Origin of the sequence: Corynebacterium sp. (genome assembly GCF_030532325.1) — a bacterium.
Classification (GTDB): Bacteria; Actinomycetota; Actinomycetes; order Mycobacteriales; family Mycobacteriaceae; genus Corynebacterium.
This window is the reverse complement of record NZ_JAUNLS010000002.1, coordinates 45,408-71,331: the sequence shown is the minus strand read 5'-3', so window position 1 is coordinate 71,331 and position 25,924 is coordinate 45,408. Positions and strand designations below refer to the sequence as shown.

Annotated in this window: 19 protein-coding genes; 7 read left to right on the top strand and 12 right to left on the bottom strand. The window is 65.8% G+C overall.

Annotated elements, in window-relative coordinates; all coding sequences use genetic code 11:
- Positions 1-151: 151 nt before the first annotated feature.
- A complete protein-coding gene (locus tag Q4E25_RS01690) occupies positions 152-622 on the bottom strand; it encodes an RDD family protein (RefSeq protein WP_303153337.1) in 471 nt (156 codons plus the stop codon).
- 177 nt (positions 623-799) lie between these two features.
- On the opposite strand from Q4E25_RS01690, the gene glnA (Q4E25_RS01685) reads away from it, so the two are divergent.
- Positions 800-2,233 carry a type I glutamate--ammonia ligase gene (gene glnA / locus Q4E25_RS01685; protein ID WP_303153335.1) on the top strand — a complete coding sequence of 478 codons (1,434 nt, stop codon included), beginning with the start codon at positions 800-802 and terminating at the stop codon, positions 2,231-2,233.
- Positions 2,234-2,325: 92 nt separating this feature from the next.
- Here glnA (Q4E25_RS01685) and Q4E25_RS01680 read toward each other — a convergent pair whose 3' ends face one another.
- A complete protein-coding gene (locus tag Q4E25_RS01680; protein WP_303153333.1) occupies positions 2,326-2,952 on the bottom strand; it encodes a hypothetical protein in 627 nt (208 codons plus the stop codon).
- A gap of 178 nt (positions 2,953-3,130) precedes the next feature.
- On the opposite strand from Q4E25_RS01680, the gene glnA (Q4E25_RS01675) reads away from it, so the two are divergent.
- From glnA (Q4E25_RS01675) to Q4E25_RS01655, 5 genes are all read left to right on the top strand, one after another.
- Positions 3,131-4,588, top strand: coding sequence for a type I glutamate--ammonia ligase (gene glnA / locus Q4E25_RS01675; protein ID WP_303153331.1), 1,458 nt, complete (start codon positions 3,131-3,133; stop codon positions 4,586-4,588).
- 68 nt (positions 4,589-4,656) lie between these two features.
- Positions 4,657-5,517, top strand: coding sequence for a VOC family protein (locus tag Q4E25_RS01670; RefSeq protein ID WP_303153329.1), 861 nt, complete (start codon positions 4,657-4,659; stop codon positions 5,515-5,517).
- A gap of 57 nt (positions 5,518-5,574) precedes the next feature.
- On the top strand, positions 5,575-7,068 hold the full coding sequence (locus Q4E25_RS01665) for an MFS transporter (protein WP_303153327.1): 1,494 nt from the start codon (positions 5,575-5,577) through the stop codon (positions 7,066-7,068).
- A gap of 118 nt (positions 7,069-7,186) precedes the next feature.
- On the top strand, positions 7,187-11,800 hold the full coding sequence (gltB, locus tag Q4E25_RS01660; RefSeq protein ID WP_303153326.1) for a glutamate synthase large subunit: 4,614 nt from the start codon (positions 7,187-7,189) through the stop codon (positions 11,798-11,800).
- Positions 11,800-13,341, top strand: a complete 1,542-nt coding sequence (locus Q4E25_RS01655; protein WP_303153325.1) for a glutamate synthase subunit beta — start codon at positions 11,800-11,802, stop codon at positions 13,339-13,341. The genes gltB and Q4E25_RS01655 overlap by 1 nt, the downstream gene beginning before the upstream one ends.
- A 39-nt stretch (positions 13,342-13,380) precedes the next feature.
- Here the strand turns inward: Q4E25_RS01655 and Q4E25_RS01650 are convergent, their stop codons facing one another.
- From Q4E25_RS01650 to thrC, 5 genes are all read right to left on the bottom strand, one after another.
- The gene (locus tag Q4E25_RS01650) at positions 13,381-15,024 is read right to left on the bottom strand and encodes a CTP synthase (protein ID WP_303153323.1); all 1,644 of its coding nucleotides are present in this window, start codon (positions 15,022-15,024) and stop codon (positions 13,381-13,383) included.
- 204 nt (positions 15,025-15,228) lie between these two features.
- Positions 15,229-15,762, bottom strand: coding sequence for an NUDIX domain-containing protein (locus tag Q4E25_RS01645; RefSeq protein WP_303153320.1), 534 nt, complete (start codon positions 15,760-15,762; stop codon positions 15,229-15,231).
- Between the two features lie 71 nt (positions 15,763-15,833).
- On the bottom strand, positions 15,834-16,721 hold the full coding sequence (locus tag Q4E25_RS01640; protein ID WP_303153318.1) for a trypsin-like serine protease: 888 nt from the start codon (positions 16,719-16,721) through the stop codon (positions 15,834-15,836).
- Between the two features lie 6 nt (positions 16,722-16,727).
- A complete protein-coding gene (locus tag Q4E25_RS01635; protein WP_303153315.1) occupies positions 16,728-16,895 on the bottom strand; it encodes a hypothetical protein in 168 nt (55 codons plus the stop codon).
- Positions 16,896-16,897: 2 nt separating this feature from the next.
- Positions 16,898-18,343, bottom strand: coding sequence for a threonine synthase (gene thrC, locus Q4E25_RS01630; protein ID WP_303153313.1), 1,446 nt, complete (start codon positions 18,341-18,343; stop codon positions 16,898-16,900).
- Between the two features lie 38 nt (positions 18,344-18,381).
- Here thrC and Q4E25_RS01625 point away from each other — a divergent pair, with 38 nt between their 5' ends.
- Complete coding sequence (locus tag Q4E25_RS01625; RefSeq protein ID WP_303153312.1) at positions 18,382-19,686, top strand: nitrate/nitrite transporter; 1,305 nt, start codon at positions 18,382-18,384, stop codon at positions 19,684-19,686.
- Between the two features lie 36 nt (positions 19,687-19,722).
- Here Q4E25_RS01625 and Q4E25_RS01620 read toward each other — a convergent pair whose 3' ends face one another.
- The 5 genes from Q4E25_RS01620 to Q4E25_RS01600 all read right to left on the bottom strand — a co-directional run bounded on the left by Q4E25_RS01620 (position 19,723) and on the right by Q4E25_RS01600 (position 25,873).
- Entirely contained in the window at positions 19,723-20,484 is a 762-nt protein-coding gene (locus Q4E25_RS01620; protein WP_303153310.1) for an AAA family ATPase, read from the bottom strand.
- Between the two features lie 20 nt (positions 20,485-20,504).
- Positions 20,505-20,951: a hypothetical protein gene (locus Q4E25_RS01615; protein WP_303153307.1), complete on the bottom strand. Its 447-nt coding sequence runs from the start codon at positions 20,949-20,951 to the stop codon at positions 20,505-20,507.
- Positions 20,952-21,007: 56 nt separating this feature from the next.
- Positions 21,008-21,355, bottom strand: a complete 348-nt coding sequence (locus Q4E25_RS01610) for a hypothetical protein (protein WP_303153305.1) — start codon at positions 21,353-21,355, stop codon at positions 21,008-21,010.
- 113 nt (positions 21,356-21,468) lie between these two features.
- Positions 21,469-24,528 (bottom strand): bifunctional [glutamine synthetase] adenylyltransferase/[glutamine synthetase]-adenylyl-L-tyrosine phosphorylase, encoded by a 3,060-nt coding sequence (locus tag Q4E25_RS01605; RefSeq protein WP_303153302.1) that lies wholly within the window; start codon positions 24,526-24,528, stop codon positions 21,469-21,471.
- Between the two features lie 7 nt (positions 24,529-24,535).
- A complete protein-coding gene (locus tag Q4E25_RS01600; protein WP_303153299.1) occupies positions 24,536-25,873 on the bottom strand; it encodes a glutamine synthetase family protein in 1,338 nt (445 codons plus the stop codon).
- Between the last annotated feature and the right edge of the window lie 51 nt (positions 25,874-25,924).

Below are 25,924 nucleotides of genomic sequence, written 5' to 3'. Positions count from 1 at the left end.
AGGACGGGCCAAGGGACGGGAGCCAAAGGACGGGAGACCGGGACAGCACCGAGCGCTCGCACGCGTCCCTCGCCGACAAGCACGCCCCGAAAACTAGAAAAAGGGGCGGAATCGCCCCTTGCCCTGAAAGCCCGTTGTGGACCGTGCCTCCCTAAGCCATGATGACCGCGGTGCCGGTGGCGCGGTCATGGATGCCGCGGCCGTCGGAGTCCACCATCGCGGCCGGGAAGAGGAAGGCCGTGAGGATGGTCCGCAAGGCCGCGCGCCAGAATCCCACGCGTTCGCCGGGGGCGTCGAGACGGGCCACGCCCATTCCCAGCATCATCATTCCGGGGGTGCGGGCAAAGAGCCAGCCGGTGATGATGCCCACAACCACCCACAGGGCGTAGCCCAGGAAGGCGGGGCCGCCGAAGAAGTCCGTCGTCATCGCAATGAGATTGGCCAGCAGCATACAGACGATCCAGTCGATGAGCACTGCGCCCGTACGGCGGGCCACCGAGGCCAAGGAGCCCGGGCCGTGCTCCGGCAAACCAAGCTTTTCACCTGGCCACTTGCCAGGACCGTCCAGATCATTTTCACCGGGGAGGGCGGGCCCGTCGAGCCACGTGCGCTTTTGTTCCATACCACCAATCTAATGCCCGCATCGGGGGAAGCGAAAACCCGGCCGGCAGGCTGTGTGGCGCAGCGCACTCTGCGCCATGAATTCAATACCTGTAGAGTTACAGAAATGCCTGTAGACTACACAGCAGACCTGTAGACTCACAGGAGACAAGATCACAGTCAACCCGAGGAGACCAGCGTGAGTTTCGAAACTATTCACGACGTAGTTAAGTTTATCAAGGACGAAGACGTTCAATTCCTGGACATCCGCTTCACCGATGTCCCCGGTACCGAGCACCACTTCTCCATCCCCGCCTCGGAGTTTGATGAGGACGCAGCCGAGCAGGGCCTCGCGTTTGATGGCTCTTCCATCCGCGGCTTTACCAGCATTGATGAGTCCGATATGACCCTGCTGCCGGACCCCGCCACCGCGCACATCGATCCCTTCCGCTCGGCAAAGACCCTGAACATGAAGTTCTTTGTCCACGATCCGCTCACCCTTGAGCCCTTCTCCCGCGACCCACGCAACGTCGCCCGCAAGGCCGAGGAATACCTCGCCTCCACCGGAATCGCCGATACCTGCTTCTTCGGCGCGGAGGCTGAGTTCTACCTCTTCGACTCCGTGCGCTACTCCGCGGAGATGAACCACTCCTTCTACGAGGTCGATACCGACGAAGGCTGGTGGAACCGCGGCGCCGAGACCAACCTGGATGGCTCCCCGAACCTGGGCAACAAGACCCGCGTCAAGGGCGGCTACTTCCCCACCGCGCCCGTCGATAAGCATGGCGAGGTACGCGACGCCATGGTGCAGAACCTGCAGAAGCTCGGTTTTGCCATCGAGCGCTACCACCACGAGGTCGGCGGCGGCCAGAACGAGATTAACTACCGCTTCAACTCTCTGCTGCACGCCGCGGATGACATCCAGACCTTCAAGTACGCCATCAAGAACACCGCCGCGCAGCACGGCAAGGCGGCCACCTTCATGCCCAAGCCGCTGGCCGGCGACAACGGCTCCGGCATGCACGCCCACATGTCCCTGTGGAAGGACGGCTCCCCGCTCTTCTACGATGAGGCCGGCTACGGCGGGCTCTCCGACATCGCCCGCTACTACATCGGCGGTATCCTCCACCACGCACCGGCGGTGCTGGCCTTCACCAACGCCACCCTGAACTCCTACCACCGCCTGGTGCCGGGCTTCGAGGCGCCGATCAACCTGGTGTACTCCCAGCGCAACCGCTCGGCGGCCATCCGCATCCCGATCACCGGATCCAACCCGAAGGCCAAGCGCATCGAGTTCCGCGCTCCGGATCCCTCGGGCAACCCCTACTTCGGCTTCGCCGCCATGATGATGGCCGGCCTGGACGGCGTGAAGAACCGCATCGAGCCGCACGCTCCGGTGGACAAGGACCTCTACGAGCTGCCGCCGGCAGAGCAGGCCTCCATCCCGCAGGCGCCGACCTCCCTCGAGGCTTCCCTTAAGGCGCTGGAGGAGGACAACGAGTTCCTCACCGAGGGTGACGTCTTCTCCGAGGACCTCATCGAGACCTACATCCAGTACAAGAACGACAACGAGATCGCCCCGGTCCGCCTGCGCCCGACGCCGCAGGAGTTCGAGATGTACTTCGACTGCTAGGAGCACGCGCCTCAGCGTGCGGCGTCGCTAAGCGACATCCCCAGCACCCCACCCCGGCACGTACCCGGTCCGTGGGGTGCTGTTGTGGTTTTCTAGGTCTCGCTGTAGCTCTCGTCGAGCGCGAACTCACAGGTGAGCCCGGTGCACTCGATGCGGGTCCCAGTGTTGCCGTCCCACGTCGGGTTGAGGCCGAGCCTGTCTAGGACCTCGGTGACGGCGCGGCCGATTTCGGCGTCGGTAGCCTTGCCCTCCTCGTTGGAGTAGCCGATGAACAACGTGCCTTCGAAGATGAGGTCCACCGCATCTTGGTTAGTGCAGTAGGCGTAGCCCTTCAGGCCCTTGTCCTGCGCTTTCTCGTGGCCGATGTGGGCGGCCTCGCCCTTATCCCAGCCCTCGCCGAAGGACCAAGCGATGCCTGCTTCTTCCAGCGCGGCTGGCACTTGCTTCAGCGCTCGGGCGTGCGGGGAATCCTCGGGAACGTTTCGGCGATACTCGGCGGCGACGAGGGAGATGACCTGCTCAAGCGAATCAGGAACTGGTTCGATGTCGGTTTCGCGGCCCTGCCACGGATCATCATCCGGATCCTCCATGAAGGAGTCCCAGACCCAGTCGAAGGAGTATCCCAGACACAGTTGAAGAGAGATGTCACGCTCCAGGGTCTCGGGCACAAGCAGCTCGTCGGACGGCGGGTAAGCAGAATTCAGCATTGCGTGGCTCATGCAGCACAGCATATGTGAACTACCACGCCCCCGCCGCTCTCGCCGGGCAACACCCCTGAAGATGCATTCTGACGTGCCGTTTTCTCAATCCGCGTACACTGGTGCAGTGCGCCACAATCACCAGCAGTTTGCAGTGCGCCACAATCACCACCAGTTTAAGGAGTGCGACACAAACCCCATGGGTACTTTCAAGCCCAGCAGTGACCAGACCACGCCGGAGGGAATCCAGAAGTTCATCCGGGACAACGAGATCCGCTGGGTCGATGTTCAGTTCACGGACGTCCCCGGCGTCGAGCAGCACCTCTCCGTTCCTGCCGCCGCCTTCGACGAGGACGCCATCGCGGAGGGCCTGGCTTTCGATGGCTCGTCGATTGCCGGCTACACCTCGGTCGAGGAATCCGACATGATGCTCCTGCCCGATTTGGACACCGCCTTTGTGGATCCCTTCCGCAAGTCCAAGACACTCAACATCAAGTTCTTTGTCCACGATCCGCACACCCGCGAGCCCTTTTCCCGCGACCCGCGCAACATCGCCCGCAAGGCAGAAACACACCTGGCGGAGCTGGGCTTCGCGGATACCTGCAACTTCGGCGCGGAGGCCGAGTTCTACATCTTCGACTCCGTGCGCTACGACTCCACCTCCAACAAGGCCTTCCACGAGGTGGACTCTGTGGAGGGCTGGTGGAACTCCGGTGCGCAGGAGAATCCCGACGGCTCCCGCAACCTGGGCTACAAGGTGCGCACCAAGGGCGGCTACTTCCCCACCTCGCCCTATGACCACATGCAGGATCTGCGCGACGAGATTGGTGAACACCTCCAGGACATCGGTTTTAGCGTGGAGCGCTCCCACCACGAGATGGGCTCCGGTGGCCAGCAGGAAATCAACTACCGCTTCAACACCCTGCTGCATGCTGCCGACGACATGCAGACCTTCAAGTACGTGGTGAAGAACACCGCGAAGGCCAACGAGAAGTCCGCGACGTTCATGCCCAAGCCACTGTCCGGCGATGGCGGCTCCGGCATGCACATCCACCAGTCCCTGTGGAAGGCAGGCAAGCCGCTCTTCTATGACGAGACCGGCTACGGCGGGCTTTCGGACATGGCGCGCTACTACATCGGCGGCATCCTCAAGCACGCCGGCGCGGTGCTGGCCTTTACCAACCCGACGATGAACTCCTACCACCGCCTGGTGCCGGGCTTTGAGGCCCCGGTGAACTTGGTTTACAGCCAGGAGAACCGCTCGGCGGCCATCCGCATCCCGGCTACCGGCGCTAACCCGAAGGCCAAGCGCATCGAGTTCCGCGCCCCGGATCCCTCCGGCAACCCCTACCTGGCGTTTACCGCGGCCATGATGGCAGGCCTCGACGGCATCAAGAACCGCATCGAGCCCGGCGAACCGATGGACAAGGACGTCTACGAGCTGCCCGCCGAGGAGCTCAAAAAGGTGGCCACGGTGCCCACCTCGCTCGAGGACGCGCTGCACGCACTGGAGGCTGACCACGACTTCCTCACCGCGGGCGACGTTTTCACCGAGGACCTCATCGAGGCCCACATCCGCTACAAGTTCGACGAGGAAATCATCCCGGCGCGCCTGCGCCCGACCACGCAGGAGTTTGAGCTCTACTACGACTGCTAGGCCCCTCCCGTATCCTGGTCACAGGCAGATTCCCTGTGTCCAGAGAGAACGAGAGAAAAGGTGGCGTTATGCAGAAGATTGTTCCCGCAGTATGGCTCAACGGCGTGGCCGAGGAGGCCGCACAGTTCTATGCCCAGGCGCTTCCCGGTGCTCGCGTGGATGCCGTGATGGCGCACCCGGCAGGCGCCGAGCACGCGCCGCTGGGCGTGGACTTAAACATCGATGGCTTCCAGCTCACGCTCATCAACGGCGGTGACCGCTACGCGCCGAACCCGAGTGTCAGCTTCATGCTCACCTTCGATCCCGCCCAGATGGACAACGCCGAGCAGGCCCTGCGGGAGACCTGGGCCGCGCTCATGGAGGGCGGGCAGGAGCGCATGCCGCTGCAGTCCTACGACTTCAGTCCACTCTTTGGGTGGTGCGCTGACCGCTACGGTGTGGACTGGCAGCTCATGATGCCGCAGCCCGGCTCCCCGGCGCGCCCGAGCGTCATGCCCGCCCTGCTCTTTACCAGCAAGGCCCGCGGTAAGGCCGCCGAGGCCCGCGAGGCATACATCGAGGCGCTATCCGCCGTGGCGCCGAGCCAGCCCGGTGTGCGCGTGGATTACCCCGAGAACGAGGGCGTCATTTTGTTCTCCGATGCCGAGCTGGCCGGGGTGTGGACCATCATCAATGACTCCACCTTTGATCATGCCTTCGACTTCACCCCGGGCATCTCCTTTCAGGTGCTGTGCCAGGATCAGGCCCAGATCGACGCCGTGTGGCAGGCCCTGGCCGCCGAGGAGCAACCGTGTGGCTGGTGCACGGACCGCTATGGCGTCAGCTGGCAGGTACTGCCGGAGAACCTCGACGAGCTGCTCCGCGGGCCCGGCGCGTGGGAGAAGTTCCAGGACATGCGCAAGATTCAGCTGGAGGAACTGCGCGGCTGAAAAACTTTAGAGCTTAAGTAGCTTGAATTGTGGCCGCAAACTCCCCACACTAGAACGGTGGTTATCAGCGAATCGAATACAACGGAGTATCCAGCGGGTCAAGACCCCGCGCGGTGGCGCATCCTCGGCGTGGTCTTGGCCGCTATTTTCATGTCGCTCATCAGTGTCTCGATCATCAACGTGGCACTACCCTCCATCCAGAGAGGCCTCGGGGCCGACGAGACGGACATGCAATGGGTGCTCTCCGGGTACGCGCTGACCTTTGGCGTGGTGCTCGTGGCGGCGGGCCGCGCGGGCGATCTGCTGGGCCGCGGGGGTATGTTCCTGCTCGGCATCGTGATCTACACGGCCAGCTCGGTGGTCGCCGGCGTGGCCCCGAATGCAGAGATGCTCAACACCGCGCGCTTCATCCAGGGCGTGGGCGCGGGCTTTCTCAACCCGCAGGGCGTGGGCATGATTCAACAGTATTTCCGCGGCACCGAGCGCGGACGCGCCTTTGGTTTCTTCGGTTCCACCGTGGGTGTGGCCGTGGCCATCGGCCCGGTGCTTGGCGGCTTGCTGATTAAACTGGGCGGGCCGGAGCTGGGCTGGCGCCTGACCTTCCTGGTTAACCTTCCTTTCGGCATCCTCGCCATTGTGTTGGGCCTGCTGTGGTTCCCGCGCCCTCTCCTGGCGCGCATCCGCAGCGAGGAGACTGGCCGGCCCATCGGCGCGCTGAAGACCGTCGCCTCCCTCGATCCTTTCGGCGCGCTTCTGCTGGGCCTGGCGGTCCTTGCGGTCATGATTCCCTTCATGGAGGCGGGCGGCTCCGCCTGGTTCTGGGCGCTTCTCCCGCTGGCGGCGCTCCTGCTCTTCGCATGGGCGCGCTGGGAGCGCCGCGTGGAGGCCAAGGGTAACGCCCCCATGGTCAACCTGGATGTCTTTCACCATTCCAGCTTCCGCAACGGTTCCCTGCTGGCCATGCTGTGGTTCGGCGGCATTACCAGCATCTGGGTCCTGGTGGCGCTGTACTTCCAGAACGCCCTGGGGCATTCAGCGCTGGTGGCGGGCACCATCGGCGTGCCGGCCGCCCTGCTCAGCGCTCTTTCAGCTAACTGGGCGGGCAAGCACGTCATTGCCAAGGGGCGATCGATCGTCATCGGCGGTATGGTGCTGGTCCTCGTGGGGCTGAGCCTGACCATTGCTCTTATCTGGGCGGTTGAGCGCTTTGGCATCCCGGAATGGTGGCTCATTGCCAGCTTGGCCATCGTGGGCTGCGCGCAGGGCACGGTCATCAGCCCTAACCAGACGCTCACCCTGGCGGACGTGCCCACCGAGTACGCAGGGGCCTCCGGCGCCATCCTGCAAACGGGGCAGCGCATTGGCACCTCGATTGGCCTGACGGTGGTCACCGCCGTGACCTTCGGTGTGCTGGCTAGCCACAGCTGGACCACCTCCCTCATCGCTGGCTTTGCGACGATCATCGGAATCTGCTGCACCTCCCTCGCCGTGGGCATCGTGGATCTGCGCACCCGCACGGCGAGCTCGACGCGCACCGAGACCGTCAGCTAGCCAAAATCCGCCCAATTCACCCGCGGGTTTCGGCAGTGCCGTATATTTTCTATAGGTAGACAGGTAGGTTTCTTCCTGAAGCGCTACCCCGGCACACAAACAAGTGAGGTGAACACTGGTGAACACGCAACCCCGCACGGGCTTGTACAACCCGGACTTTGAAAAGGACTCCTGCGGTGTGGCCTTCGTGGCAGACATGTACGGCCGCCCCAGCCGCGAGATCGTGGACAAGGGCATCCGCGCACTGGTCAACCTGGAGCACCGCGGCGCCGCCGGCGCGGAGCCCACCAGCGGCGACGGCGCAGGAATCCTCCTCCAAGTTCCCGACGCCTTCTGCCGCGCAGTAGCCGCCGAGGAAGGCTTTGACCTCCCGCCGGCCGGGGCCTACGCCACCGGCATCGCCTTCCTGCCCCGCACACGCATGGCCATGCTCGACGCCACGCGTGAAGTCGAGGCCATCGCTGCCGAGGAGGGCGCCACTGTCCTGGGCTGGCGCACCGTGCCCACGGATCCCTCGGAGCTGGGCAGCATCTCGCGCGATACCATGCCGCAGTTCGCGCAGCTCTTCCTCAGCGTCGAGCGCGAGGGCAGGTTGCTTGAGGGCATCGAGCTCGACCGCGTCATGTTTTTCATCCGCAAGCGCTGCGAGCGCGAGCTGGGAACCAAGAACGGCGAGGACACCGTCTACTTCCCCTCGCTCTCGGCGCGCACGATGGTCTACAAGGGCATGCTCACTACCCCGCAGCTGGCGGGCTTCTACGCCGACCTGCGCGATCCCCGCATGGAATCCGCCATCGCCGTGGTCCACTCGCGTTTTTCCACCAACACCTTTCCCTCCTGGCCGCTGGCGCACCCCTTCCGCATGGTGGCCCACAACGGAGAGATCAACACTGTCAAAGGCAACGAGAACTGGATGCGCGCCCGCGAGGCCCTCATCCGCTCCGAGGTCTTGGGCCCGCTGGAGCGCGTCCTGCCCATCTGCGCGCCGAGCGGCTCGGACACTACAGTCTTCGACGAGGCCGTGGAGCTGCTTCACCTGGGCGGGCGCAGTCTGCCGCACGCCATCATGATGATGATCCCCCAGGCCTGGGAGCACGCGGAGAACATCGACCCGCAGCTGCGGGACTTCTACGAGTACCACTCCTGTCTCATGGAGCCCTGGGACGGCCCGGCCTCGGTGGCTTTTAGCGATGGCAGCCTCGTCGGCGCCACCCTGGACCGCAACGGCCTGCGCCCCGGGCGCATCTGGATCACCGATCACGGCCTGGTCATCATGGCCTCGGAGGCGGGGGTGCTGGAGGTGGATCCGGGGGACATCGTCAAGCGCACGCGTGTGCAACCCGGCCAGATGTTCCTCGTGGACACCGCCGCCGGGCGCATCGTGGAGGACGCGGAGATTAAGCAGCGCCTGGCCACCGCCGCGCCCTATGGGGAGTGGATCCGGGAGAACTTCGTGCCCATTGCCCAGCTGCCACAGACCCGCTACGAGTACATGCCGCACAACCGAGTGGTCCTGCGCCAGCGCGTCTTTGGCATCACCGAGGAAGCCGTCGACCTCATCATCAAGCCCATGGCAGAAAACGGCGCCGAGGCCATCGGCTCCATGGGATCCGATACGCCCATCGCCGCGCTCTCGCAGCGCCCGCGCCTGCTCTTCGATTTCTTCTCCCAGCGCTTCGCGCAGGTGACTAACCCGCCGTTGGATTCCATCCGGGAGAAGAACATCACCTCGATGTTCACCCTGCTCGGAGCGCAATCCGACGTGCTGGGCCCCGACGCCCAGGCCGCGCGGCGCATCCACCTGGACAGTCCTATCATCGATAACCACGAGTTCACCACGCTCGTGCACGCCAACGACGACGGCCTAGCCGAGCCCTTTGGCGCGCAGGTGATTTCCGGGCTCTACCCGGTGGCCCACCACGGGCGCGGCATGCGCGAGGCCATCGCCCGCGTCCTGCGCGAGGTCGACGCCGCCGTGGCCGCCGGCTACTCCCTCATCGTGCTCTCTGACCGCGAATCCGACGAGCGCTTCGCCCCCATCCCCTCCCTGCTGCTGGCCTCCGCGGTGCACCAGCACATGGTCAGCGAGCGCACCCGCACCCGCGCCTCCCTGGTCCTCGAGGCAGGCGATGCCCACGAGGTCCACCACCTGGCCATGCTCATCGCTTTCGGCGCGGACGCCATCAACCCCTACATGGCCTTCGAGACCATCGACGAGCTGCGTCTTGGCGGCCAGCTGGGCCAGCTCAGCCTGGATGAGGCCTGCTCCAACTACGTGCGCGCCGCCACCTCGGGCGTGCTCAAGGTGATGTCCAAGATGGGTATCGCCACGGTCTCCTCCTACCGCGGAGCGCAGCTTGCCGACGTCACCGGGCTCCACCGCGACCTCCTCGATCACTACTTCGGCGGGGTGGCCTCCCCCATCTCCGGCGCCACCCTGGAGGATCTCGCCGCCGACGTCGAAGCCCGCCACCGCAGCGCCTTCTTGCCCCGCCCGGAGGAAAACGCCCACCGTGCCCTCGAGCTGGGCGGCGAGTACAAGTGGCGCCGCGAGGGCGAGTTCCACCTCTTTAATCCGGAGACCATCTTCACGCTGCAGCACGCCACCCGCACAGGCCAGTACCAGATTTTCCAGGACTACACCCGCGCGGTCAACGATCAGTCCCGGCGCCTGGTCACCCTGCGCGGGCTGATGGAGTTTGTGCCGGACCGGCCCGCAATCTCCGTCGAGGAGGTGGAGCCGGTGGCGGACATCGTCCAGCGCTTCTCCACCGGCGCGATGAGCTACGGCTCAATCTCCGCTGAGGCCCACGAGACGCTGGCCATCGCCATGAACCGGCTGCACGCCATGTCCAACTCGGGCGAGGGCGGCGAGGATCCCGCACGCTTTGAGGTCGAGCCCAACGGCGACTGGCGGCGCTCGGCCATCAAGCAGGTGGCCTCTGGGCGCTTTGGGGTGACCAGCCACTATCTCAGCAACTGCACCGACATCCAAATCAAGATGGCCCAGGGCGCCAAGCCCGGCGAGGGCGGGCAGCTGCCGCCCCACAAGGTCTACCCGTGGATTGCCCAAGTGCGGGTGACCACCCCGGGCGTGGGGCTCATCTCCCCGCCGCCGCACCACGACATCTACTCCATCGAGGACTTAGCCCAGCTCATCTACGACCTCAAGTGCGCCAACCCGGAGGCCCGCATTCACGTCAAGCTCGTCTCCGAGCAAGGCATCGGCGCGGTGGCAGCGGGTGTGTCCAAGGCGCACGCCGATGTCCTCCTCGTCTCCGGCCACGACGGCGGCACGGGGGCGTCCCCCTTGACCTCGCTCAAGCACGCCGGCGGCCCCTGGGAACTGGGGCTGGCCGAAACCCAGCACACGCTGCTGCTCAACGGCCTGCGCGACCGCATCCGCGTGCAGTGCGACGGCCAGCTCAAGACCGGACGCGACGTGGTTATCGCCGCGCTCCTGGGCGCCGAGGAGTTCGGCTTTGCCACCGCACCCCTGGTGGTGGAGGGCTGCATCATGATGCGCGTGTGCCACCTGGATACCTGCCCGGTGGGCATTGCCACCCAGAATCCCGAGCTGCGCAAGAAGTTCACCGGCTCGGCGGATCACGTGGTCAATTTCTTTACCTTCATTGCCCAAGAGGTCCGCGAGTACCTAGCCCAGCTGGGTTTTCGGTCCATCGACGAGGCCGTGGGCCAATCCCAGGTGCTACGCCAGCGCGCCCCGCAAGAAGGCCCCGATGGCCGCCCCCGGCGCGGCGACAAGCTGGATCTCTCCCCGGTGCTCCAGCGCGTGGAGTCCGCGCACTTCCGCAACCAGAACCTGCGCTGCACCAAGAGCCAGGACCACGGTCTGGAACAGGCTCTCGATCACCGCATCATCGCTGATGCGCAGCTAACCATTGACGCCGCCGCGGCCAAGTCCTCCGCCACCGCGCCGAGCTGGATGGCTGCAGGCAAGGCACCCGCGGTGGAGCTGCACTACCCGGTGTCCAACCGGGACCGCTCGGTGGGTACGATGGTGGGCTCGCGCATCACTCGCGCGGCCGGAGCCCACGGCCTGCCGCAGGACACCATCACCGTCCGCCTCACCGGCTCCGCCGGCAACTCCCTGGGCGCGTTCATTCCGGCGGGTCTCACGCTTGACGTGGAAGGTGATGCCAACGACTTCGTGGGCAAGGGGCTCTGCGGCGGGCGCATCATCCTGCGCCCCGCCTCTTCCGCACCCCGCCAGCTCCCCCATGGGCCGGACATCATCGCCGGCAACGTCACCGCCTACGGCGCCACCAGTGGCGAGCTCTTCATCCGCGGCGCGGTGGGCGAGCGCTTCTGCGTGCGCAACTCCGGGGCCACCGCGGTGGTCGAGGGCATTGGCAACCACGGCTGCGAGTACATGACCGGCGGCACCGTGATCATCGCCGGCGCAATCGGAGAGAACTTCGGCGCCGGCATGAGCGGCGGCACCTGCTACGTCCTGGACCAACCGGGGCTGCACTCCAAACTCAACGCGGACGTGGCCGACAGCATCGAGGCTCTCACCGGCGCGGACGAGGAGTTCCTGGCGGAGATCCTCGCGCGCCACACGGCACTGACCGGCTCGCGCCTCACCGTCACCCCGCGGGAGTTTCTCAAGATCGTCCCTGCCGCCTACCGCAGGGTTCTCACCATCATCGACGCGGCCGAGCGCGAGGGCCGCGACGCCAACGACGCAATCATGGAGGCTGTTCAGTAATGGCTAACCCACACGGATTTCAGCAATTTCACCGCCAGGAGCCGGCGCACCGCCCGGTGCCACTGCGGCTCATGGATTACCGCGAGGTCTATGAAGACGCACCCGCCGGGCAGATTGAGCAGCAGGCCACGCGCTGCATGGACTGCGGCGTGCCCTTCTGCCACGAGGGCTGCCCCCTGGGCAATATCATTCCCGAGTGGAATGATCTGGTGCGCCAAGACCGCTGGCGGGAGGCCTTCGAGCGTCTGCACGCCACCAACAACTTCCCCGAGTTCACCGGCCGCCTGTGCCCCGCGCCTTGCGAGGGCGCCTGCGTGCTGGGGATCAACGACGAACCCGTGACCATCAAGAACGTGGAGCTGGCGATTGTGGAGCGTGGCTTCGACGAGGGCTGGGTCACGCCGATTACCCCGTCCCTGGATACCGGCATGCGCGTGGCGGTGGTGGGCTCTGGGCCCGCCGGCTTAGCTGCGGCCCAGCAGCTCACCCGCGCCGGCCACAAGGTCACCGTCTTTGAGCGCGATGACCGTCTCGGCGGGCTCATGCGCTACGGCGTGCCGGAATACAAGATGGAAAAGAAGTGGATCACCCGCCGCCTGGAACAGATGCGCGCTGAGGGCACCGAGTTTCGCGCCGGGGTCTCCCCCACCGCGGCAAGCCTCAACTCCTACGACGCCGTTGTGCTCGCCACCGGCACGCCCGTGGCCCGCGATCTGCCGGTTGAGGGCCGCTCGCTCACGGGCATCTACTCCGCGATGGAGTACCTCACTTGGCAGAACCGGGTCAACGAGGGCGATTACCCCGAATCCGCGCTCAGCGCCAAGGGCAAGAAGGTGGTGATCATCGGCGGCGGCGACACGGGCACGGACTGTTTTGGCACCGCGCTGCGCCAGGGTGCGGTCAGTGTTACCCAATTCGATATCCACCCCAAGGCCCCGCTCAACCGCGCGGCCTCAACACCATGGCCGATGTACCCGCTGCTCTACCGGGTGGCCACCGCCCACGAGGAGGGCCAGTACACCGTCACCGGTGATGAATCCGCCGCGGAGATCGCAGCACTCGGCCTGGCCCATCGCGCGCCTGGCGAGGCCCTGGGCCAGCGCGCCTACTCCGTGAACACCGTGTCCTTCCACGGCCGCGAGGGCAAGGTGACCTCGCTGCGCGGCAACAAGGTAGAGGTGGTCGATGGCCGCCGCCAGCCCATCGAGGACACCGACTTTGAGATGGATGCCGACCTGGTTCTTCTTGCTCTCGGGTTCCAGGGAGCGGAACGGGGCGGCCTCATTCACGAGCTCGGTGTGGCCTTCGACGAGCGCGGCCGCATGGTGCGCGATGGCCGCTACCGCGCGGAGACCAAGCCGCTCTTCCCCGGCTTTCGCCCGCCGGTCTACGTGGCCGGCGATTGCGGGCGCGGGCAGTCACTCATCGTGTGGGCCATCGCCGAGGGCCGCGCTGCTGCCGCGGCTGTCGACGCCGACCTCATGGGCGAGACCGCACTGCCTGCGCCGGTGACACCGCGGGCAGCCCCACTGAGGGTGTAGGCTCTCAATACCAGAGCCTGCCAGCAGCACGCCGTACCGTCAGTCACCCAGCGCGGCGCCCAGGAGGGCATCGAAAAGCGGATGCGGACGCGTGGGGCGGGACTTGTACTCGGGATGGGCCTGGGTGGCCACCATGAACGGGTGCTCCTCGGCGGGGTACTCCACAAACTCCACCAGTGTGCCATCCGGGGAGGTGCCGGAAAAGACCAGGCCAGAGCCTTGCGCGATCTGCTCGCGGTAGGCGTTGTTGACCTCGTAGCGGTGGCGGTGGCGCTCGGAGACCTCGGTGGCGCCGTAGGCCTCAGCCACCACGGAGCCTTCCTGTAGTGTGGCCGGGTAGGCGCCCAGGCGCATCGTGCCGCCCAGATCGGCTTGGCCGGAGACCGCGGCCTGCTGCTCAGCCATGGTAGATATCACCGGCGCGCTGGTGTGCGGATCGAACTCCGTGGAGGAGGCATCAGCAATGCCGGCGCGGCGAGCAGCCTCCAGCACAGTGCACTGCAGGCCCAGGCACAGCCCCAGGAAAGGAATCTTGTGCTCTCGTGCGTAGGCCACGGCGGCAATCTTGCCTTCGATGCCGCGCACGCCGAAGCCGCCGGGGACCACGATGGCGTCGAGCTGATCCAGCTGGCCGGCGGCATCCGCCTCGCAGTCATCGGAGGTAATCCACACCAGGTTGGCCTTGGCACGGTGGGCAAAGGCGGCATGGCGGATGGCCTCGGCCACGGAAAGGTAGGCATCGGGCAGGTCGATGTACTTGCCCACGATGCCCACGGTGACCTCACGCTGCGGGTGGCGTACGCGCTGCAAGAGATCGCCCCACTGGCGCCAATCCACATCCCGGAAGGGTAGGCCTAGCTTGCGGATGACAAAGGTATCCAGGTGTTCCTTGTACAGGACCTCCGGGATGTCGTAAATGGAGGGCGAATCCGGGCAGGAGACCACGCCTTCCTCCTCGACGTCAGCCATGAGCGCGATCTTCTTCTTCAGCGCCTGGGGCACCTCACGGTCACAGCGCAGCACCACCGCGTCCGGCACGATACCGATGGAGCGCAGCTCCGCCACGGAGTGCTGGGTGGGCTTGGTCTTCAGCTCGCCTGAGGTGGCCAGGTAGGGCACGAGCGAACAGTGCATGAAAAAGATGTTCTCCCGGCCTACCTCGTGGCGGACCTGGCGGGCAGCTTCCAGGAAGGGCTGGGACTCGATATCGCCCACGGTGCCGCCGATTTCGGAGATCACCACGTCAGGGGTGTTGCCTTCGGCGTCGGGCTCGCCCATGGCCAGGATGCGGGACTTGATCTCATCGGTGATGTGCGGGATGACCTGGACGGTTTTACCCAGGTATTCGCCGCGGCGCTCCTTGGCAATGACCGAGGAGTAGACCTTGCCGGTGGTCACATTGGCGTTTTTGGTGAGGTTACGATCCAGGAAGCGCTCATAGTGGCCGAGGTCCAGATCGGTTTCCGCGCCGTCTTCAGTGACAAAAACCTCACCGTGTTCGAAGGGATTCATGGTCCCCGGATCCACGTTGAGGTAAGGATCGAGCTTCTGCATGGTCACAGAGAGCCCGCGGGCGGTGAGTAGCTGGCCCAGCGAGGCGGCGGTCAGGCCCTTGCCCAGGGAGGAGACCACGCCGCCGGTGACGAAGACGAATCGGGTGCTGCGAGTGGAACGAGGTGGCATGTGGCACCTTTCTGGCCAATATTTATTGGCCGATAGTTATCAACGCCGAAAGTCACCTGCGATCAGCAAACCCGCAGGCGCATTCTGTACGACCTACGGGCCTTCAGAATATCACCCGCGTTTTCTCTATCCAATATTTTTCTGTCAGGTGACCGCTGAGCAGCGGATTCACACGGCGGCTTCACACAGCGCAAAGCGGCGCGCTTAACGGGAACGCTTGCTATAACCCACGCGCGGGCGGAAGCCTTGGGGGTGGCGCATCTGCGCCACGGCATCCGCGATGAGCATGCGGTGGGTGGCGTTGACGGAGGAAGGCAGGTGCGCCACGGAGAACCACTGGGCGTCAAGGTTTTCCTCATCGGAGATGACCGGCTCGGCATCGGCCGCCACCGAGACGCGGATGGCGGTATCCATAAACAGGCACTGATCCCCGTTGGGGTAGGTCACCGGCCCCACCTGGCCTACGCCGAGCAGCGCCTCGAACTGCGCGTCGAGGCCCACCTCCTCTTTGATCTCGCGCAGCGCGGTGGTACTGGCCTCCTCCCCCGGCTCGCAGATGCCGGAGATCGGCGCCCAATTCTCGTTATCGGCGCGCTGTGCCAGCAGCACCGTGGGTACTTCCCACAGCGGGGCACCCTCTGGGACCGGCCGGATGATCACCGCCGTCACGCCGGGAAGAAAGAGCTGCTCGTGGCCAATTTTCTCACGCAAGGAGACAATGAAATCTGGGGTAGGCATAGTTCCTAGGCTACCGCCTGGGCGCGCAGGCGGGGCACGCGTGGGGCGCGGCCTGCCGCGTGGCACGGCCCCTAGGCCTGCTCCCCCAACACCTGCGGGATGAGTGCTTGGATATCCGCAGCCGGGGTAAAGGCCATCTCCATCTCCGGGTTATCGGCGCAGCTGCTGCCCTCCTCCAGCGCAGCGGTAGTGCCGGAGACCACGCCGACGATGAGCCCTTCCTCCGGGGTGCCCGGCGCGCCGAAGACCGGCCCGCCCGAGTCCCCGTTGGTGCCGCACACCGCGGCGCGGGCAGCACGGGTACCCACTGAGTCCACGCCGGTGTTGAGGGTGCTCAGCGCCGCATTATCCACCAGCTGCCCGCAGGTCTGCCCCGTCATGCGCCCCAGCTTGCACACGCTCTCGGGCAGGGCCGCCGCACCCTCAGCGCCCTCGGCGGTGGCGACGTTGGTCTCCAGCCACTGCTGGGTCACCACGTCCGCGGAGTGCGCGTTGCCATAAAGCTCCACAAAGGCCACGTCGAGGTGATGGGAATCCGGCGCGCTGAGGTCGGAGTAGATGACCTCCCCGATGGGCTCGGCGGGATAGATGAAGTCATTGTCCGCAGCACCCGCCCACACTTTGTCCCCTACCTCACCGCAGTGGGAGGCGGTGACGGCGATGGAGCGGCCGTCGGCAAGCGTGAAGCTCCACGCCGCCGTGCAAAGCTGGTAGTCAGAGTTCTGGCCCTCCTGCGGCAGCGAGCGGGAGAAATCCAGCGCGGTGCCCGGGGGCAGCGGCGAGTGCGCCGGGGTCTGGCCGCGCGGGGGCAGCACCACCGTGGAGGATTCCACCACCGCCACCGGAGGCGCCGGGGCCTGGGCCACGGGCTCCAGCGCGGAACAGCCGCCGAGCGCGAGCCCGGCGGCCACCACGAGTACGCCGCAGCACCGCAGGCCGCGGCGGTGAGTAGTGCTCATCCTTAGCTAGTTATCCTGCTCATCCTTGTCGGCGTTGTTCTCGGTGCCCTTCTCCTGCTCGGTCTGGCCTTGCTCAGCCTTCTCCCGCTCGGCCTTTTCCTGCAGCTGCTGGAAGAACTCCTCTTGGTCAAACTCGGTGAAGTACTCCGGGCCGGCAAAGTTTTCCTGTGCCATGGCTAGACCTCCGTGGAATCGATGGTGGACGCGATGAAGTCCTTGACCACAGCGGCGTCGTTGGGCAGATCGGTGACGTGGCGCTCGGCGTCGAGAATGCCCGCGAAGCGCTCGGGGACCTCGGGCACGGTGCCGATGGCCTCCTCGATGGTCTCGGCAAACTTCACCGGCAGGGCCGTCTCCAGGCACACGATGGGCGAGGAAATGCCCTCCTCTTCCTGCACGTCGCGGGCCACCTTCACGCCGTCTGCTGTGTGCGGATCCAGCAGGTACTCGTAGCGCTCGTATACCTCCTTGATGGTGCGCAGGCGGTCGGCATGGGTGGAGGAACCGGAGGCGAAGCCGAACTCGTGGCGGGCGCGCTCCAGTTCCGCAGGCTCCACGCTGAACCCGCCCTCCTTGAGCGCCGGGCCGAAGAGCTCAGCCACGCGTGCGGCGTCACGGCCGAGCAGATCGAAGGCAAAGCGCTCAAAGTTGGAGGCCCGCGAAATATCCATCGAGGGCGAGGAGGTCTTGTGGGTCTGCTGCGCCGAGCGCGGGCGGTAGTGGCCGGTGCGGAAGAACTCGTCGAGCACGTCGTTCTCATTGGTGGCCACGATGAGGCGATCGATGGGCAGGCCCATCTGGCGGGCGATGTGGCCGGCGCAGATATCGCCGAAGTTGCCGGTGGGCACGCAGAAGGAGACCTTCTCGGTGTTCTCCGAGGTCACCTTGAGGTAGCAGGAGATGTAGTACACCACCTGCGCCATCAGGCGCGCCCAGTTGATGGAGTTGACCGCGCCAATCTTGCGGGCGGCTTTGAAGTCGGCGTCAGCAGACACCGCCTTGACCACGTCCTGGCAGTCATCGAAGACGCCGTCCAGCGCGATGTTGAAGATGTTCGGATCATCCAGGCCGAACATCTGCGCCTGTTGGAAAGGCGTCATGCGCCCGGCCGGGGTGAGCATGAACACCCGGATACCGGGGCGCCCACGCATGGCGTACTCGGCGGAGGAGCCGGTATCGCCGGAGGTAGCGCCCAGAATGTTGAGGGTCTCCCCGCGGCGGGCCAGCTCGTACTCGAAGAGCTCACCCAGCAGCTGCATGGCCATGTCCTTAAAGGCCGCGGTGGGCCCCTGCGAGAGGTGGCCGAGGAAGATCCCCTCCCCCAGGCGGGTCACGGGAACGATCTCCTCGCTGGAGAACTTGGGGTAGGTATAGGCCCGCTTGGCGATGCCCTCCAGATCCTCCGCCGGGATATCGTCGACGAAGAGCTTGAGAACCTCGGCCGCGAGGGCGGCGTAGCCGGATTCAGCAAGCACGTTGCGCCACGCGTTGAGCGTTGCGTCATCGAGTCGCGGGTAGTCCTCCGGAAGGTAGAGACCGCCATCGGGGGCCAGGCCCCCGAGGAGGATATCGCTGAAGGCGGCGCGGTGACGGGTGGTATCGCGGGTAGAAATGTACTTCACCCCCTGCATCATAATCGCTGGCGCGTAAAGTATCAGCCATGTCTGTGCCTAATCCGCGAGAAGTGATCACAACCAAAGCGCTCACTGTGTGGGTTGCCGCGATGCTGGTCTACATCATGGCGATCACCGGCAGAACCTCCTTTGGCGTGGCCGGCCTGGAGGCCATCGACCGCTTCCAGGTTGATGCCTCCCGCATCGCTGTCTTCACCACCGTGCAGGTGGGCATCTACGCGCTGGCACAGATCCCCACCGGCATCCTCATTGACAAGTACGGGCCGCGCAAGCTGCTGGTCATCGGTGCGGTCATCATGGGCCTGGGCCAAACCCTGCTGGGCGTGACCAGCAACTACTGGGTAGCCATCGGCGCACGCCTGCTCATCGGCGCCGGCGATGCCACCGCGTTCCTCTCTGTCATGCGCATCCTGCCCTACTGGTTCCCGCTGCACCGCACCCCGATGTTCACACAGGTCACCTCCTCGCTGGGCCAGCTGGGCCAATTCATCTCCGCCGTGCCCTTCTCCCTATTCCTGGGCTGGGCCGGGTGGACCACGGCGTTTGTCTCCCTCGGTGCGGTGGGCATCCTCATCGCGCTGGCCGCCGCGGTGGCCGTGGCGGACTCCCCTGAATCAGCGGGTATCCTCGATGCCCCGAAGGAACAGCCCAACTCCCAAACACAGACGGTGCGCGCCCGCCTGCGGCACGTGCTGCGCAGCCCGGTGGCCTGGCAGGCCTTCTTCATCCACTACATCGGCATGATCACCGCCAACGTCTTTGCCCTGCTGTGGGGCATCCCCATGATGACTCAAGGCCTCGGCGTGCCCAAGACGCAGGCCGGCTGGGTGTTGACCTGGCTGAGCGTGTGCGTGGTGCTGGCCGGGCCTTTGCACGGCAATATCTCTTCCCGCGCCCGCGGCTACCGCCCCTGGCTGGCCATCGCTCTCACGCTGGCTCACATGAGCGCCTGGGCGCTCTTCTTTGCCTTTGGCGGCAGCTACCTCTCCCTTTTCATCCTCATGGTGGCCGTGGCACTGTGCAGCCCCGCGGCCAACTACGGCTTCGACATCGTGCGCGAGAACATGGACCGCTCCGTAGTGGCCACCGCCACCGGCCTGGGCAACATGGGCGGGTTTACCGCCACCATGCTCGGCGCGCAGCTCTTTGGCATGAGCCTGTCCCGGGTGGGCGAGCACCCGCACTACACCATCGCCGATTTCCGCACCGCGGCGGTGGCGGTGGCGCTGGTGTGGGCCGTGGGCATCATCGGCGTGGTGGCCACACACCTGGCCCGCAAGCGCCAGGGCGGCGACGAGGGGCCGCGGGTGACCATCGTGGACGTCGGCTAGCAGGCGGGACAGCCGGCATGCGCTGTCCACAGCTGCCTAGCGCGGCTCCTCCAAGAGGTAGCGAAGCGTGCCCTCGGTATCGAGCAGCAGCTCCCGGGCGGCAACGACGGGCTCGGCCTCGGCGAAGGCGATGCGCTCGAAGCCGCTCTGGCCCAGCTCCACGATGTCCGCGCCCGGATAGGCCAGCAGAAAGGGCGAGTGGGTGGCGATGATGAACTGTGCGCCATAGTCCACGGCTTGCTTCATTTCCACCAGAAGAGCCATCTGGCGCACAACGCTCAGCCCGGACTCGGGCTCATCAAAAAGGTACAGCCCTCGCCCGCGCACGTGCTCGAGCACAATATCTAGCACCGACTCCCCGTGTGAGCGGCTGGACAGCGCGTGCCCGGGCCCCAGGATGGACCAGCCGCCGCGCTCCTCTGCGGTATCGGAGGCTTTCAGCATGGTGTCGTGGGTCTCGGCCCGCAGGTAGTAACCGCGATGCAGATTCTCCGTGAGGGCGCATTGTATGGCGTAGCCCAAGCTGCTTGCCCCGTGGGTACCGCGCTCGAGGGGTTCCAAGCGCCCGCCGAAGGAGCTAAAGCCCAGGTTCACGGCGATAGCCTCCATGAGAGTGGACTTTCCCGCGCCGTTATCCCCCACCAGGAAGGTCACCGGCGCACGGAACTCGAAGTAGGGCAGGTCCTTCAAGTACTGCATCGCGGGCAGCTCCTGGACGTAGTCCTCCCGCGGGGTGCCCTCCAGCGCGATGCGCCGCAGGATGACCTCAGTGCTGCGGGGCAGATGCTGCGATGCCATGACTAGCTACCATCCTGCGGCTACTGTTCCAGCGCCGGGTTGGACTCGGCGACGATGGTATCCACGCTGGGCTTGATGAGCCCGGCGTCGAAGGCGTGCAGCACCGCCTGCGCCTCGGCGGGAGTGATCTTGCCCTCGTCGATGGCCTTGTCGAGCACCTGGACCAGCAGGCCGCGGGACTTCATCCTGGTGACATCATCGGTGATGACCCCGCGCGGGACGGCCTCCACTGGGATGCCGAGGGCCTCCGCCAGCTGGGCCACGCGCTCGTCGATGCCCAGCGAGGAGCCCTCCTGGCCCGAGCGCAGGGAAGGATCCTGCTTGACGCCGCCGCCGACGAATTCCGCCACGGTCACCGCATCAGCGTCCTGTTGCGTGCGAGTGGTCCCCCACCAGCCCACCGCCACGACGGCAGCGATAGCGATGGCCACGACCACCCACACGGTGGCAATCTTTTTGGAGTTCACGCGCTCAACTCTCACGACTCGTGTACGGCTTCATCCTGATAGCTCTGTTAATCCTGTTAATCCTGTGCGGACCCGAAGTTACCAAAGGTGCCGCGCGGCGGGTTCGGCCCGTCAAGGCGCTCAGAGAGCATATCGATGATGTTGCGAATGGCGGTATCCGCCGAGTAGCGCTCGCGGCCCGGGCGCGGACGTGGCTCCGGGGACGAAGCCTCGTGGCTGTGCGGACGGTGCAGCGTTTCGGTGCGGGTGTTGTTTACCGGGGTGCCGATGCTGAGCACCAGCTTGTCCTCCTCTAAATGCAGCTCGGCGCTTTCCGGCGCCTGGGCCGAGCGCGCGGCGGTGAGGAAAGCATCGAGGTCAGCGAGGGTGGCGTCATTCAGGTCGAGGGAAATACTAAGGGACATCGGCGTGGACCTTCCTGTTCTTGTAGGGGTTAAAGGGCGCAGGCTCTGTGCAGTCAGCGGCCAGCACGCGCTTATGCCCCAGCTTAAGCGCGCGCAGGCCGGGGCGAAAGGGGTTAATCGTGTTCGAAGGACTCGGTCTCACCCCAAAAGACCTCATCGACCACCTTGCGGGCGTGCCGGGTGACCTTGAGGTAGTGCTCCATAAAGCCCTGGTTATCCTCCGGTGGCCAGCCGGCCGCGCCGGCCACCTGGGCGAGCTGCGGGCCCGGGGCGGGCAACTGGTCCACGCGCTTGCCGCGCACCAGCACCAGCGCGTTGCGCGCATCGGTGGCCAGCAACCAGGCCACGCGCAGATCCTCCACCTGGTTGGCCGGCAGGATCTCCTCTTCCTCCAAGGCGTCGAGCACGCGCAGCGTCGAAGGATCGTGCAGCTTGGGGTACTGGTGCGAGTGCATCATCTGCAGCAACTGCACCGTCCACTCGATATCCGTGAGCCCACCGCGTCCCAGCTTGGTGTGGGTATTGCGGTCCGCGCCGCGGGGCAGGCGCTCGTTATCCACGCGGGCCTTCATACGGCGAATCTCCCGGATGGTCTTCTCGCTCGCGCCCTCGGCCGGGTAGCGGAAGCCGTCAATGACCTCGAGGAACGCGCGGCCCACCTCGCGGTCTCCGGCCACAAAGGCCGCGCGCAGCAGGGCCTGCATCTCCCAGGACTCGCCCCACTCGCGGTAGTAGCGCTCGTAGGAGGCGATGGTGCGCACCACCGCGCCCGAGCGCCCCTCCGGGCGCAGCCCCAGATCCACCTCGAGCGGCGGATCACCGGAGGGCTTGGACAGGCGCCTGCGCAGCTTATCGACGACCCCACTCGCCCACGCGATTGCCTCCGATTCCTCCTGTCCCTCGGCGGGCTCGGCAACGATCATCACATCCGCGTCCGAACCGAAGCCCAGCTCCATGCCGCCCAGGCGGCCCATGCCGATCACCGCGATGCGCGCCGGCGGCTCGGCGTCCTCGTTGGCCACGCGCCAGGCGCGCACCTCCGCGCGCACCGCGGCCTCAAGCACAGCGTTCCACACCGTGGAGAGCTGGAGGCAGACATCCTTGACGCTCATGAAGCCCAGCAGGTCGGCCGCGGCGATGCGCGCGAGCTCCACGCGGCGCAGCGAGCGGGCCACGGAGACTGCCTTATCCGGATCGTCGTGGCGCTTGGTCGAGTTGACCAGTGCCTTAAACATTTGCTCCGGGGTGGTCTCCAGCAGCTTAGGGCCGGCGGCGCCGTCGGAAAGCTGCTTGACCACGTCCGGCGCGCTGAGGATGAGCTCAGAGGTAAAGGGCGAGGTGCCCAGGATCTTCATCAGGCGCTGGCCCACCACCCCTTCATCGCGCAGCATGCGCAGGAACCACGTGCGGTTGTAACAGGCCTCCGAAAGCTTGCGGTAATTCAACAGGCCCATGTCCGGATCCGCGGTGGCAGACAGCCACTCCATGAGGGTGGGCAGGAGGATGGCCTGGATGCGCGACTTGCGCGAGCTATCCGCCGCCAGCGAGGTGAGGTGCTCGAAGGCGCGCTCGGGGTGGCGGTACCCCAGCGCGGCCAGCTGCAGCTTCGCTGCCTCCGGGGACAGGCGCAGCTCGTCGGCGGACATGGAGACCACGGAGTTGAGCAGCGGGCGGTAAAACAGCCGCGAGTGCAGCTGCGAGATGCGCAGGCGGATGGTGCGCAGGTGCTCGTTCATGCGCTGCGCGGCGGACTTGTTGCCCTGCGGGTAAAAGCCGGCCGTCAGCGCCAGCCACTTCAGCGCGGTGAGATCGTCCTTCTCGGGCAGCGTGTGGGTGCGGCGGAAGCGCTCGAGCTGCAGGCGGTGCTCCAGCAGGCGGAGAAACTCGTAGGCCTCGATGAGCTGGGTTCCGTCCTCGCGGCCGACGTAACCGGCGCGCACCAGCGCGGTGAGCGCGTCCACGGTAGACAGAACACGCAGGCTCTCATCCGAGCGCCCGTGCACCAGCTGCAGGAGCTGGACGGCGAACTCGACGTCGCGCAGGCCCCCGACGCCCAGCTTCAGCTCGCGGTGGCGCAGCTCCTCAGGCACGTTCTCCAACACCCTGCGGCGCATGGCCTGGACGTCCTCGACAAAGGACTCGCGCTGAGAGGCCGTCCACACCATCGGGCCGATCTTCTCAATGTAATCCTGACCCAGCGGCTGGTAGCCGGTCTGCGGGCGGGCCTTGAGCAGGGCCTGGAACTCCCAGGTCTCCGCCCAGCGCTTGTAGTAGGCCACGTGCGAATCCAGGGTGCGCACCAGCGCGCCGGACTTGCCCTCAGGGCGCAGGTTGGCGTCCACCTCGAAGAAGCAGGCACAGCCAATGCGGTTAAACTCGGAGGCCAGGCGGGTCACCTTCGGGGTGGCCTCCGAGGCCACAAAGATGACGTCGACGTCAGAGATGTAGTTGAGCTCGCCTGCCCCGCACTTGCCCATGGCGATGATCGCCAATTGCGCATCGAGATCCCGCTCCCCGTAGACCGCGCGCACCGCGCAGGCAAGAGCGGCGGTGAGGGCGGCGTCGGCAAGCGCGGTGCTCAGCTTGGTGACCTCCTGAAACTCCACCGTGGGCTGGGGGCGCGACTGGCCCTTGCGAGAGTGGAAAGTGCCGGCGAGATCGTGGGCGGCGATGCGCATCATGAGGGTGCGGTAGGTGGATTTCAGGACTACCTTGTGATCCCCCTCGCCGGCGCGATAGGTGCCCACCGTGTCCAGCTCGGCGCTGGCGGTATCCGGCCTGGCTGGCTCCTCGGCGTAGGTGGCTGGGCGCGCGTCGATGACGCCGAGCAGGGTGCGCCGCATCTCCGTCGGTGTGGGCAGCGGGCGCTTCAGCTCCTTCCACAGCTCGGGGTGGGCGGCGAGGTGATCGCCAAAGGCACTCGAGCCGCCCAGAAGAGCCATGAGGCGCACGCGCAGGTCTTCATCGCGGCGCAGCTCATCGCTGAGCTCTGGGGCGCCCTCGACGATGCGCATGAGCGTGTTGAGGGCCAAGTCCGGATCCCCGCAGGCGGCGAGCGACCACAAGAGATCCAAAGAGTCCGCGTTGTTCCAGCCCAGCTGGGCCAGATCCTCGGCGGCGGTGGGACGGGTCAGCCCCAGCGTGGCAGTGGACGGTACTGCGACGGGACGCATTCTTCTCCTAGAAATTCAGGCTATTGCGAAGTTCGAACGGGGTGATCTGCTGCTGATAGCGGTGCCATTCCTCCCACTTGGCGCGCAAGAAGAACTCGAAGACGTGCTCTCCGAGGATCTCCGCCATGAACTCGGAGCGCTCGAACTCGCGCAACGCTTGGTCCAGGCTGCTGGGAAGATCCTTGTAGCCCATGGCGCGGCGCTCGCGGCGGGTGAGCTGGTGGACGTCGTCCTCGGCGGGATCCGCCAGCTCGTAGCCCTCGCGAATGCCCTTGAGCCCCGCGGCGAGCAACACGGCGTAGCCCAGGTAGGGGTTGACCGCGGAATCCAGCGAGCGGATCTCCACCCGGCGCGAAATCTCCTTGGACAGGCGGTAGGTGGGCACGCGCACCAGCGCGGAGCGGTTGGACACTCCCCAGGTCACCGCGCCGGGGGCCTCGTAGCCGAATTGCAGGCGCTTGTAGGAGTTGATCCACTGATTGGTAATTGCGCTCATCTCCACCGCGTGCTCGAGGATGCCCGCGATGAACTGCTTGGCTGTCTTGGACAGCGAAATCTCATCGTCCGGATCGTGGAAGGCGTTGGACTCGCCCTCGAAGAGGCTCAAGTGGGTGTGCATGCCGGAGCCTGAGTACTTCTCAAAGGGCTTGGGCATGAAGGTGGCGTGCACGCCCTGCTGGGAGGCGACCTCCTTGATGACGTAGCGGAAGGTCATGATGTGATCCGCCATGGTGAGGATGTCCGCGTGGCGCAGATCGATCTCCTGCTGGCCCGGCGCGGTTTCGTGGTGGCTGAACTCGGTGGCAATGCCCATCGCCTCTAGCGCGGACATGCTGCGCCGGCGGAAGCTGGGGGCGTTATCGTGGGTGGCCTGGTCAAAGTAGCCGCCGTTATCTGTGGGCACGAGCTTGGCAACATCCCTGGTGTTCTCCAGCAGGTAGAACTCCACCTCGGGGGAGGCCATACAGGTAAAGCCCTCGCTGGCGGCCTCGGTGACCTGGCGGCGCAGGATGTGGCGCGGGTCCACGAGGGAGGGCTGGCCGTTGGGCTGAACGATGTCACAGAACATGCGGGCGGATTGCAGCCCTGGCTCGTCCTCGTCGAAGGGCACGATGCGGAAGGTGGAGGGATCCGGAAGCGCGATGGTATCCGCCTCGGAGATGCGGGAAAAGCCTTCCACGGAGGAGCCGTCGAAGCCCACGCCTTCCTCGAAGGCTGATTCCAGTTCCGAGGGGCTCATAATGACGGATTTCAGGGCTCCGAGAATGTCCGTGAACCACAGGCGGATGAACCGGATATCGCGCTCCTCGACGGTGCGCAGGACGAATTCGTGTTGGCTGTTCATGCGTTTTACCTTACCGCCCGCAGCAGCGCCCGCGGGCGGGCTCGGCGGTGC